Annotated in this window: 11 protein-coding genes; 10 read left to right on the top strand and 1 reads right to left on the bottom strand. The window is 37.5% G+C overall.

What is annotated here, in order from left to right; all coding sequences use genetic code 11:
• The first annotated feature begins 19 nt into the window (after nucleotides 1-19).
• The 5 genes from DZB84_RS04770 (at nucleotide 20) to DZB84_RS04750 (ending at nucleotide 5295) form a co-directional block, all read left to right on the top strand.
• Entirely contained in the window at nucleotides 20-955 is a 936-nt protein-coding gene (locus tag DZB84_RS04770) for an ABC transporter permease (protein WP_116351121.1), read from the top strand.
• Between the two features lie 3 nt (nucleotides 956-958).
• Nucleotides 959-1876 carry an ABC transporter permease gene (locus DZB84_RS04765; RefSeq protein WP_116351120.1) on the top strand — a complete coding sequence of 306 codons (918 nt, stop codon included), beginning with the start codon at nucleotides 959-961 and terminating at the stop codon, nucleotides 1874-1876.
• A gap of 12 nt (nucleotides 1877-1888) precedes the next feature.
• Nucleotides 1889-2947, top strand: a complete 1059-nt coding sequence (locus DZB84_RS04760; RefSeq protein WP_116351119.1) for an ABC transporter ATP-binding protein — start codon at nucleotides 1889-1891, stop codon at nucleotides 2945-2947.
• A 1-nt stretch (nucleotide 2948) separates the two neighbouring features.
• On the top strand, nucleotides 2949-3887 hold the full coding sequence (locus DZB84_RS04755; protein WP_116351118.1) for an ABC transporter ATP-binding protein: 939 nt from the start codon (nucleotides 2949-2951) through the stop codon (nucleotides 3885-3887).
• 202 nt (nucleotides 3888-4089) lie between these two features.
• Entirely contained in the window at nucleotides 4090-5295 is a 1206-nt protein-coding gene (locus DZB84_RS04750; protein ID WP_116351117.1) for a putative glycoside hydrolase, read from the top strand.
• 285 nt (nucleotides 5296-5580) lie between these two features.
• Here the strand turns inward: DZB84_RS04750 and DZB84_RS04745 are convergent, their stop codons facing one another.
• Nucleotides 5581-5766 (bottom strand): hypothetical protein, encoded by a 186-nt coding sequence (locus DZB84_RS04745; RefSeq protein WP_116351116.1) that lies wholly within the window; start codon nucleotides 5764-5766, stop codon nucleotides 5581-5583.
• A gap of 148 nt (nucleotides 5767-5914) precedes the next feature.
• On the opposite strand from DZB84_RS04745, the gene DZB84_RS04740 reads away from it, so the two are divergent.
• The 5 genes from DZB84_RS04740 (at nucleotide 5915) to pepF (ending at nucleotide 11436) form a co-directional block, all read left to right on the top strand.
• Entirely contained in the window at nucleotides 5915-6490 is a 576-nt protein-coding gene (locus DZB84_RS04740; RefSeq protein ID WP_116351115.1) for a GNAT family N-acetyltransferase, read from the top strand.
• Between the two features lie 238 nt (nucleotides 6491-6728).
• Nucleotides 6729-7124, top strand: coding sequence for a transcriptional regulator SpxA (spxA, locus tag DZB84_RS04735; RefSeq protein WP_099354197.1), 396 nt, complete (start codon nucleotides 6729-6731; stop codon nucleotides 7122-7124).
• Between the two features lie 359 nt (nucleotides 7125-7483).
• Nucleotides 7484-8152, top strand: a complete 669-nt coding sequence (gene mecA, locus DZB84_RS04730) for an adaptor protein MecA (RefSeq protein ID WP_116351114.1) — start codon at nucleotides 7484-7486, stop codon at nucleotides 8150-8152.
• A gap of 129 nt (nucleotides 8153-8281) precedes the next feature.
• Nucleotides 8282-9520: a competence protein CoiA gene (locus DZB84_RS04725; protein ID WP_116351113.1), complete on the top strand. Its 1239-nt coding sequence runs from the start codon at nucleotides 8282-8284 to the stop codon at nucleotides 9518-9520.
• 92 nt (nucleotides 9521-9612) lie between these two features.
• Entirely contained in the window at nucleotides 9613-11436 is a 1824-nt protein-coding gene (gene pepF, locus DZB84_RS04720) for an oligoendopeptidase F (RefSeq protein ID WP_116351112.1), read from the top strand.
• Nucleotides 11437-12059 lie beyond the last annotated feature (623 nt).

Genomic DNA, 12059 nt, shown 5'->3' with positions numbered 1-12059 from the left:
GCAATGGGAGGTGTACGAAGTGGCAAAATATATCATTAAGAGATTAATCTACATGCTCGTTTCTCTCATCTTGATTGTAACCGCCACATTTTTCTTAATGCAGGCGGCTCCAGGAGGTCCATTTACGAAAGAAAAGGATGTCCCTCCAGAAATTGAAGCAGCTTTAAATGCCCATTATGGTTTAGACCAACCGTTATATAAACAGTATTTTGACTATTTGTATGATGTGGCTAGATGGGATTTTGGTCCTTCCTTTAAATATAAAGCAATGACCGTGAATGAAATTATCAATAACGGCTTTCCCATTTCCCTTTTTTTAGGGATTGAATCCATCCTGATTGCAATTGCGTTTGGGGTTGTATTAGGTGTGGTTGCCGCCCTTTATCACAATAAGTGGCAGGATTATTCAGCGATGATTGTTGCAGTTTTGGGAATATCCGTTCCAAGTTTTATTTTAGCAACGGTTCTCCAATATGTATTTGCCATTAAGCTAGATCTTTTTCCAGTTGCGAGATGGGAATCGTTTATGCATACAATTTTGCCTGCAATTGCTCTAGCTTCATCACCAATGGCGTTTATCGCACGATTAACTCGTTCAAGTATGCTCGAGGTACTGGCCAATGATTACATAAAAACAGCTCGTGCTAAAGGATTAAAGAAAGGTACGATTACCATTAAGCATGCGATCAGAAATGCAATGCTACCTGTTGTCTCCTATATGGGACCTTTAACAGCAGGAATTTTAACAGGTAGCTTTGTAATTGAAAAAATCTTTGGAATACCTGGATTAGGGGACGAATTTGTAACGAGTATCACAAACCGTGATTATACCGTAATTATGGGAGTCACTGTTTTTTATAGTATCTTACTCTTGATTTCTGTTCTCCTTGTCGATATTTTGTACGGATTTATTGATCCTCGTATCAAGTTATCTGGGGCAAAGAAAGGGGAGTAACGTATGCAGAATATTCCAAAGGAAATGTTTACGCCCGCAACCATAAATGAGAATGAAGCTGAAAAAATTTCAAAACCAAGTTTATCATTTTGGAAGGATGTCACTTCAAGATTTAGGAAAAATAAACTGGCATTAGCTGGAGTCGTACTGTTAATCTTCTTACTAATTATGGCGATTTTTGGGCCAATGATGAATGAATTTGATTATCGAACAACAGATCTTGCCCATGCCAATGAGGCACCATCTAGCGTGCATTGGTTTGGAACAGATGAACTTGGAAGAGATGTCTTTACAAGAACCTGGCAAGGAGCACGAATCTCTTTATTTATTGGACTTGCAGCTGCTGTTATTGACCTCGTTATTGGGGTTTTATGGGGCGGTATATCCGGCTATATGGGTGGAAAAGTCGATGAATTTATGATGAGATTAGCAGATATTTTATATGGAGTACCTTATTTGTTATTAGTTATTCTACTCATGGTTATTCTTGAACAAGGGCTCGGTACTATGATTCTTGCGATGACCATAACCGGTTGGATCAATATGGCTCGGATTGTAAGAGGACAAGTCTTGCAGTTGAAGTACCAGGAATATGTTCTTGCAGCACAAACATTAGGTGCTGACGTTAAGCGCATTATGTTTAAGCACCTGATACCGAATTCCATGGGTCCAATTTTAGTTACCATGACGTTGACGATTCCAAATGCAATTTTTACTGAATCCTTTCTAAGTTATCTTGGCTTAGGTGTACAAGTTCCACTTGCCAGCTGGGGAACAATGGCCTCAGAAGGCTTGCCGGCTTTTGAATATTATCCATGGCGGTTGTTTTTCCCGGCAACGTTAATCTGTATCACGATCTTTGCTTTCAATGTAATAGGCGATGGAATGCGAGACGCATTAGACCCAAGGCTGCGCAAGTAAGGGAGTGAGTAAATGGAAAAGTTATTAGAAGTAAAAGACCTTGAAGTCTCTTTTCAAACTTATGCGGGTGAAGTGAAAGCAGTCCGCGGTGTGAATTTTGATTTATATAAGGGTGAAACACTTGCCATAGTTGGGGAATCAGGGTCAGGTAAAAGTGTAACCTCACAAACAATTATGAAGCTTATTCCGATGCCGCCTGGAAAAATTACAAAAGGACAAATCCTTTTTGATGGTGAAGACCTTGTTCCAAAAACGAATAAGGAAATGGAGAAGATTCGGGGAAAGGATATTGGAATGATCTTTCAGGACCCAATGACCTCCCTTAACCCAACGATGAAGGTTGGCATGCAGATTATGGAGGTTTTAATTAAACATCAAAATATGTCCAAGGGAAATGCAAAAGATCGTGCAATTGAACTTCTTAGACTAGTTGGAATCCCTAGCCCAGAGAAGCGGGTAAATCAATATCCACATGAATTTAGTGGTGGAATGAGACAACGTGCGATGATCGCCATTGCATTGGCTTCAAGTCCTAAATTATTGATTGCTGACGAACCAACTACTGCCTTGGACGTAACGATCCAAGCGCAAATTTTGGAATTAATGAAGGACCTCCAAAAGAAACTGGAAACATCGATTATTTTTATCACCCATGATTTAGGTGTCGTTGCCAATGTTGCAGATCGAGTGGCAGTTATGTATGCTGGGAAAATCGTTGAATATGGTACGGTTGATGAAATATTTTATAACCCAAAGCATCCCTATACATGGGGATTATTGTCGTCAATGCCAAGTCTAGATAATGATAATCAAACTGAGCTTATGGCCATACCGGGGTCACCGCCAGACCTTACAAATCCTCCAAAAGGGGATGCATTTGCACCAAGAAATCGTTTCGCGATGAAAATTGATTATGAAATGGAACCACCAATGTTTAAGGTTTCAGATACACATTATGCAGCTACATGGCTACTTCACCCAGATGCACCAAAAGTGGAGCCACCTGAAGCCGTAAAACGTCGAATGAAAGACTTCTCATCCGAAAAGCAACAAAGAAAGGATGATGAATGAAATGGCTGAAAAGCAAAAATTAGTTAAAATCAAAAATTTAAAGCAATATTTTAATGTTGGAAAACCTAATATGGTCAAAGCGGTGGATGGGATTACCTTTGATATTTACAAAGGAGAAACGCTAGGTCTAGTGGGAGAGTCGGGATGTGGAAAATCAACCACGGGAAGGACCATTATCCGCTTATATAACGCTACCGGCGGAGAAGTTATTTTTAATGGTGAAAATGTTCATGGGAAAAAATCGAAGAAAGAGTTGAAAAAGTTTAACCGGAAAATGCAAATGATTTTTCAAGACCCATATGCTTCTTTAAATCCGAGAATGACAGTAGCGGATATTGTGGCGGAGGGGATTGATATTCATGGACTTGCTAAAAACAATAGTGAACGAATGGAACAAGTTTATTCACTATTGGAGACAGTTGGACTAAACCGTGAGCATGCGAATCGGTATCCACATGAATTTTCAGGAGGACAGCGTCAGCGGATTGGAATTGCGCGTGCACTTGCAGTTAAACCAGACTTTATTATCGCTGATGAGCCTATCTCCGCATTAGACGTTTCTATTCAAGCACAAGTTGTTAATCTGATGAAAAGGCTCCAAAAAGAAAAAGGATTGACGTACTTGTTTATTGCACATGATTTATCAATGGTTAAATACATAAGTGACCGAATTGGAGTTATGTATTTCGGAAAAATCGTTGAGCTTGCAGATGCGAACGACTTATATTCAAACCCCATCCATCCATATACAAAATCATTGTTATCAGCAATTCCATTGCCAGACCCAGATTATGAACGAAATCGAAAAAGACTTATTTACGATCCAAAAGAACATGGATATTCAGAAAATGAAGAGATAAAACTCCGAGAAATTAGACCAGGACATCTTGTCGCTTGCTCGGAAAAAGAATACAAAGAATATAAAGCAAAGTACAGCTAAATGGCCTAAAGGGCCATTTTTTATTTTGATTAGATTTACCATTAATATCAGAGGGGTTTATTAGAAGAATATAAATATAAAGACAAACCCACTCATACAATGGAATAAACAAAAAGATTATGAAAAGTTTGTCTAATTTTGTATGATTTTCTGAAAAATTCATATAAACTGTTAGTAATAAGTGGAAAGGAAGGAGGAAAGCATGAAAAAATTTATTTCTTTTCTATTGTTTATCGCTTTAATCGGATTAGGCATAGTATATGCAAATGATACAGGCTTTGCTGAAAATAAAATTTTCATGATGGAATCACATCCTACAAGTAAATTGGTCATAACAAAAAAAGAGATCCCAGAAATGGTGACCCGGTTTGAATTTGATTCAGGCTATCAATTTGAATATCCTGACGCAATTAGAGGAATTTATGTTTCAGCACATTCTGCGGGTGGAGACCGTTTTCCACGACTCGTCCAATTTATTGATGAGACTGACCTAAATGCAATGGTAATAGATGTTAAGGACGACTTCGGATATTTGACATACGTACCTCCACAGGGCTCGAAATTTCAAGGGATAAGTAAGGATTATATTAAAGATCCAACTGCCTTACTTAAAAAGCTTGAGGAAAAGCAAATCTATCCAATCGCCAGGGTTGTTGTGTTTAAGGATTCAGTATTAGCTAAGCAGAGACCGGATCTATCCTTTAAAGAAGGCGATAAGGTTTGGACGAATGGACGAGGGGAAGCATTTGTGAATCCTTTCTTAAAAGAAGTTTGGGATCACAACGTTGGGATTGCAATTGAAGCGGCAAAGCTTGGATTCCAAGAGATTCAATTTGACTATGTTCGTTTTCCAGAAGGATTTGAGAAGCGTGATGGTTCCTTAACTTATGGCATGGGGGAATACGAAAAAGCAAACCTAGATAGTGTGCAAAAACGTGTTGCTGCTGTGACGGATTTTGTAGCATATGCAAAAGAAAAATTAGAGCCATATAATATCAAAGTTTCAGTTGATATTTTTGGATATACGGCAACATTACCTGAAGCACCTGGAATTGGCCAAAATTTCTCTAAGATATCTGAGCATGTCGATGTGATCTCTTCCATGATTTACCCAAGTCACTGGACATCATATTTTGGTATTGCACGCCCTGACTTAGAACCATATCGTTTAGTTTCTGAATATGCCAAGGTTGAAAACCATAAGCTTAATCAAATCGAAACCAGACCTATATCGAGACCATGGCTTCAGGACTTTACAGCAAGTTGGCTAGGAAAGGGAAACTATACAGTCTATGGAAAGACAGAAATAGAAGCACAAATAAAAGGATTGCAAGACCAAGGGATACATGAGTTTTTACTTTGGAATGCCGCAAACACGTATACAAAAGGTGTGGATTACACGCCATAGTAAGAAAAGCGTTAGGCGCCTTGGTAGCAGAACATCGACTAACTACCGCCACGTCCTGTGGCGAACGTCGATGTCAGCACTTCCTCGAAAATGCTATGCATTTTCTTCGTGCGATGATTATTCTGTCGAAGACTTCCTTGTCCTGTGCAAGTCAAGCATAAGACGAGCGCTGACAGAAGGTGTCTTTTACCTTCCGAAGGGATTGGCTTAGACCAAAGAGCCGATGGCGCGTGAAGTTAGACAAAAAAATGGCTGGCCCAATCGACTTTGGGACCAGCCATTTTTTTATTTTTTTCGTCCGCCTACGTTTTTCCAACCATTTTTCACATGCGAATCACGGTTAACGATATCTGTTCCAGACTTACCGCCAAAAACTCGTTCTCCCACACCATTTGCCATAACACCCATCAAAGCAGTAATTCCAATGACTAAAACAGCAATTAGACCTAGATCCATTATGTAGCTTGCCATGAATATCCCCCTTAATGAAAACGTCTTCCTTACTTCTATTCTATTCCAAGTGAAGTATTATTAAAAGAGGGAATAATGAAAATGGGAACAAACTCTTTTCATTTGCATACACTAAGGATGTCCGATTAAAAATACAAGGAGTAGAGGTATGAATTGGTACGAAAAACTTAATCAGTATTTTCCCATTGAAGAAATGAAATCAAAAGAACATATGGAAACACTATTGAAGGAAAAAGGGGATATTTATTACAAAGATGAAGGTCCTTTCCATGTTCTGATGTATGCAGAGTTAGACAGTTTTATATTTATCGATTACCTTTTTGTTTCAAAAGAATCTCGAGGACAAGGCCTAGGACATAAGCTTATCGAAAAGTTAAAGAAAAAGGGTAAACCAATAATCCTTGAGGTCGAACCCGTTAACTATGAGGACTCAGATACTGAAAAAAGACTAAGGTTCTACAAAAGGGAAGGTTTTGAGCATGCAACCTCAATTGGTTACGAACGCAAATCATTGGCAACAAATGAACGTAACCAAATGGAAATATTGTATTGGTCACCTTCAAATCAATCTGAGGAACTTATTTATGAAGCCATGAAAAAAACATATGAAGAAATCCACAAATATAAAGATAAAGAATTTTATGGGGAATCTTATCAGGATGTTAGTCAAGTATTATCATTTAACGACAAAAATGATAATCGGAACATCTTAAAAAATGTGTGACTTTTGAGACAATAGGGACTAGTCATTCCTATTGCTTTTCTATTTAGAACTATAGATGTATCAAGGTTTTAATGATTTATAAGTTTTCTTCAAAATTGTCTATCTTTCTCAGAAAATTTGAGGTATAATAATTAAAGAAATTACTTAATTAAACTAATTTTAATTTAGTATACACATCCATGACCAATCATGCTGATTGTTAAGTAATAATCTACTTTTTAAGGGAGTGATAAGGTTAATGGTTACTCTTTATACTTCTCCAAGCTGTACTTCATGCCGTAAAGCGAAGTCATGGTTAGAGGAAAATCAAATTCCATATCAAGAAAGAAATATTATTTCAGATTCTCTTTCAATCGAAGAGATCAAAGAAATTTTACGTATGACGGAAGATGGAACAGACGAGATTATTTCAACTCGTTCGAAAGTTTTCCAAAAATTAAATGTAAATCTGGAGACAATGCCTCTTCAGGATTTATACAAATTAATACAAGAAAATCCTGGCCTTCTTCGTCGACCAATTATTATTGATGAGAAGAGACTTCAGGTAGGATATAATGAGGACGAAATCCGCAGGTTTTTACCAAGGAAAGTTCGTACCTTCCAACTGAAAGAAGCACAACGCTTAGTAAACTAACATCGAGAAACTTCTACTGTAAAAACGTAGAAGTTTTTTTGTTTAATAGGACATTTTACTCGTTTTCTGACGCGTTTCATATTATAATGGTACATAAAACAGAAGCTACCCGAAATGACTTAACCTTAATTCATGCTTCTTTTTGCATGGAAAACCGGGCTAAACAACTGTTTTTAAAAAATTAACCTTTTTTATTTCCATTCTCATATCTTTTAACATAAAATAAAAGTACAAGATATAGACTTTTTTCTTATCTGTAGGTTATTCTACAACAATTATGGGAAAAGTGAATAAAAGAGCATCTGGCTCGGGGGTATAACGTCCCTTCAAAATCTGAGCAAGAAGGGAGAGGTTCTGTAATGGAAATCGAACGAATCAACGAATATACAGTAAAATTCTATATTTCATATAATGACATAGAACAGCGCGGGTTTGAACGCGAAGAAATTTGGTATAACCGTGAGCGAAGTGAAGAGCTTTTCTGGGAAATGATGGATGAAATTCATCAGGAAGAAGAATTCACGATTGATGGTCCACTATGGATCCAAGTCCAGGCGTTAGAAAAAGGGCTAGAAGTTCTTGTGACACGAGCACAGCTTTCAAAAGATGGAAATAAATATGAGCTTCCTGTTGGTGACGATAAAATTCCAGTTGATGAAAAGATTGAATCTTTACTGGATCAACAATTTCATTCAAAATACGAGGATAAAGATTTTATTGAAGAATTTGAGGAAGAAACCTTCCAATTTTTAATTCGATTCCAAGATTTTGAGGATGTTATTTCGTTAGCACATCGTATCCAGCTTGAGGGATTAAGTAATTCCTTGTACTCCTTCGAAAATAAGTACTACTTATTTATCGATTTTAACGAGGAAATCTACACTGAAGATGAACTTGAAGATATGCTTAGCATTGTGTTGGAGTACGGGCAAGAGTCGGCAATGTCTATTCATAGAATTGAAGAGTATGGTAAAAAGATTATCCACGAGAATGCGTTAAATGAATTGGTTAAATATTTCTCGCTATAAGCTAAGTCGATTTCAGTTTTGGAATCGGCTTTTTTTGTGGAGAAATGTTCATAAATTTTAAATTGTACAACCTGTTTTTCTATGCTATTTTAAAGAAGCAACTGTTAAATATAAAAAGGAGATGATGCCGTGTTTGTTGCATTACGTGAAAACGGTGAATACCTATCACTGGTGGAAAAATGGGAGCGTTCCGATTTGCTTGAGCTTCGCAGCCATGTGACATTTCATTGTCCGGCATGCCAAAGCAAAGTCCAGCTTAAGGCAGGCTTGAAAAAGACTCCACATTTTGCACATCTAAAAGGAGTAGAATGTACGGTTAAAACAGAACCAGAATCCGAGTACCACCTCGCGGGAAAACGACAGCTTTTCCAATGGTTCCAGACCCAAGGCTACGATGTCAAGCTTGAGCCGTTTTTACCAGAGATTTCACAACGTCCAGACCTCCTAGTAACCACCTCTAACAAACGCTTCGCAATTGAGTACCAATGCTCCCAACTTGATTATCCCTTATTTAAAAAGAGATCCGATTCTTATAAGAAAGAAGGTATTGTGCCTATTTGGATTTTAGGTGCAAAATGGTTTAAGCGTATGTCTACCCACTCTGTAAAACTTTCACCATTTCAATGGCTCTTTGCCACCTCTTTCAATCAACCAATCCAACCGTGTATCCTTTATTACTGCCCAGATACTTCTACATTTCTTAAACTCTCTAACCTTCATTCATTTACAACAGGTGAGGTCTTTTGCTCGATTTGTTTTTATAAAGAAAAAGGGGTTTCCTTCTTAAACCTGTTAGAACCGTACAATCATCCATTTACTTTGCACCATGTATGGGGGAGAAAAAAACAAAAGTGGAGAGCAAGTTACTCCATATACAACTCCAACCATCTTTCCTCATTTTTGACCACACTTTATCAAAAGCGAATACCACCAGCTTATTTACCGGGTGAAGCGGGATTACCTGTTCCATCAAGCTACTGGTTTCACACACCACCAATGATTTGGCAAATGTGGATTTTGCTTGATCTCTTGCTTCAACTTCGTAAAGGGGAACCTTTCTTTTTTTCTACAGTAATGGAGGTCATCTCAAAGCGAATTGATTCAAAAGATATTGTGATTAGACAGTTGCCTTTGGTGTCTCATACTCAGTATTCACTAGCGGTTGAGGAGTACTTACAGGTATTGGTGAAAGCAGGCAGTCTGAAAAAAATATCTAAAACAAAATATGAAAAAACAAAGGATTTTATTATTCCAATGAGTTTGGAGGTAGCAAGTGCCATGGACGAAAAAATGCTGGCAAGTGTTGGTAAGCATGAAGAAAATGGATTGGTACAAGATAATATTGGTAGAGATCTGAACCGAGATTGAATTCAAAAAACTTGAACTTTTTGAATAAAAAAGGAGATAATCATTAGGGTATCGAATACTTTTTAGTGAATAGGAAATAGGAGGTTTTTTAAATGGCAGAACAATCAACTGTAAAGAAACTCCCGAATCGGAATGAAATTGCCGAGCAGGATACATGGAGATTAGAAGATATTTTTGCTTCAGATGCTGAATGGGAAAAGGAATTTACTGAAGTAAAAGAGATGATTTCTGGAATTGAAGAATTCCAAGGAAAGCTTGGTGAATCTGCGGATAAGCTTTATGAGGCATTAGCTTATCAAGATGCCATTTCTTTACGAATGGGGAAACTTTATACATATGCACATATGCGTAATGACCAAGATACTTCAAATTCGTTATATCAAGGTTTATATGATCGCGCAACAAATCTATATACACAAGTAGGAAGTGCACTTTCTTTTATCGTGCCTGAAATCCTTTCTATCGATGAGGAAACAATTAAATCATTCCTATCCGAAAACGAAGAATTGAAGGTTTATGAGCATGCTTTAAACGATATCAACCGTGAACGCCCACATGTTTTATCTGCAAAAGAAGAGGCATTGCTTGCACAAGCCTATGAGGTAATGGACTCTTCAAGCAATACCTTTGGCATGCTAAACAACGCTGATTTAACTTTCCCAACCATCAAAGATGAGAATGGGGAAGAGGTTGAAATTACACATGGTCGTTATATTAACTTCCTTGAAAGTTCAGATCGACGCGTAAGAGAAGAAGCATTTAAATCTGTCTATGACACATATGGCAAATTTAAAAATACGTTTGGCAGTACATTAAGTGGAACGGTTAAAAAGGATAACTTTAATGCGCGTGTTCGCAATTATAAGTCTGCTCGCGAAGCAGCCTTGAGTAGCAATAATATTCCTGAGACCGTTTATGATAATCTTGTGAATACGATCAACGAACATTTGCCGCTGTTACATCGCTATGTCGACCTTCGCAAAAAGGCACTTGGTGTGGATGACCTTCATATGTATGACCTTTATACGCCACTTGTAAAAGATGTAAAAATGGAAGTTTCCTATGAGGAAGCTAAGGATTATATCCTAAAAGGGCTTGCGCCATTAGGTGAGGATTATTTAAATGTTTTAAGAGAAGGTTTTGAGAATCGTTGGGTGGACATTCACGAGAATAAAGGAAAACGAAGTGGTGCATATTCATCAGGAACCTATGGTACAAATCCTTATATCCTCATGAACTGGCAGGACAATGTGAACAATCTATTTACATTAGCCCATGAATTTGGACACTCCGTTCATAGTTACTATACTAGAAATAATCAGCCGTATACGTATGGAAATTATTCTATCTTTGTTGCGGAAGTGGCGTCTACTTGTAATGAAGCACTCTTGGGAGATTATTTATTAAAAACTCTTGATGATGATCAAGAGAGATTATATATTTTAAATCACCAGCTTGAAGGCTTTAGAGGAACAGTATTCCGTCAGACCATGTTTGCTGAATTTGAACATATGATTCATATGAAAGCACAAGAGGGAGTAGCCTTAACACCTGATTTGTTTACCGAAATGTATTATGATCTTAATAAAAAATACTTTGGTCCAAATATTGTCGTAGATGAGGAAATAGGCTTAGAATGGTCACGTATTCCACATTTCTACTACAATTATTACGTCTACCAATACGCAACAGGCTTTAGTGCTGCAACTGCTCTAAGTAAGCAAATCCTAGAAGAGGGTAAGCCTGCTGTTGATCGTTATATTAATAACTTCCTAAAAGCAGGAAGCTCTAACTATCCAATTGAAGTACTGAAAAATGCGGGTGTGGACATGACTTCTGCAGACCCAATTAAAGAAGCATGTAAAGTATTCGAAGCTAAACTAGCTGAAATGGAAAAATTATTGGAAAAGCAATAAACAAACATCCAATTTGGATGCCTCAGAGAGTAGACAAAGTCAGTATTGACTTTGTCTACTCGTTTTTTACAGGATATCTAGAGTAAATTACTTTACCCAGACTGTCTTGAAAACGCTTGTCAGACTAAGCGCGCAGCCGATCGAAGACGCGAATAGAAGTTGCCTTCATGAGCGGACGAGAGAGGCAAGCAACGAAGTATGCGAGCGTTTGTCAACAAGTCTGGGGCATCCGATTTTGATGCCCTTTACTATGAGCGAAACCCCCTGAAACGATTTCGATTATTATAAATAACGAATGTGACAAGTAATGAAAGAAATAAAAGAGGGGTTGTGATATAAAGGGGAATTAATTTCATTAATCCCAATATATTTAGTCCAAACGTGATGATGATCATGAAAGTCCCAATGGTTAGCCCGATTCTCCTCATCTTTACATCCTCCATACAAATGAATGTCATTTCATCGTATTTTGACCTATACTTTATATTTATGTCCAAGCATCTACTTTAAGAATAGGAATTTGACAACTTTGTGAAAAAATGTACAAATAGTTGAAAATGGTTATCAACCTTGCTATTATGTAATCAAGAAGTAATCACACAAACAACACCCCTTTGTTTGAA

Origin of the sequence: Bacillus sp. HNG, from assembly GCF_003400205.1 — a bacterium.
GTDB lineage: Bacteria > Bacillota > Bacilli > Bacillales > Bacillaceae_L > Ferdinandcohnia.
Note: the sequence above shows the minus strand (reverse complement) of the source record. Positions and strands in the feature narration are given on the sequence as shown.

What these genes read in the sequence shown, in the direction of transcription:
- DZB84_RS04765 (WP_116351120.1), top strand. Translation starts at nt 959, where the DNA reads ATGCAGAATATTCCAAAGGAAATGTTTACGCCCGCAACCATAAATGAG.
- DZB84_RS04760 (WP_116351119.1), top strand. Translation starts at nt 1,889, where the DNA reads ATGGAAAAGTTATTAGAAGTAAAAGACCTTGAAGTCTCTTTTCAAACT.
- DZB84_RS04755 (WP_116351118.1), top strand. Translation starts at nt 2,949, where the DNA reads ATGGCTGAAAAGCAAAAATTAGTTAAAATCAAAAATTTAAAGCAATAT.
- DZB84_RS04750 (WP_116351117.1), top strand. Translation starts at nt 4,090, where the DNA reads ATGAAAAAATTTATTTCTTTTCTATTGTTTATCGCTTTAATCGGATTA.
- DZB84_RS04745 (WP_116351116.1), bottom strand. Translation starts at nt 5,766, where the DNA reads ATGGCAAGCTACATAATGGATCTAGGTCTAATTGCTGTTTTAGTCATT.
- DZB84_RS04740 (WP_116351115.1), top strand. Translation starts at nt 5,915, where the DNA reads ATGAATTGGTACGAAAAACTTAATCAGTATTTTCCCATTGAAGAAATG.
- spxA (WP_099354197.1), top strand. Translation starts at nt 6,729, where the DNA reads ATGGTTACTCTTTATACTTCTCCAAGCTGTACTTCATGCCGTAAAGCG.
- mecA (WP_116351114.1), top strand. Translation starts at nt 7,484, where the DNA reads ATGGAAATCGAACGAATCAACGAATATACAGTAAAATTCTATATTTCA.
- pepF (WP_116351112.1), top strand. Translation starts at nt 9,613, where the DNA reads ATGGCAGAACAATCAACTGTAAAGAAACTCCCGAATCGGAATGAAATT.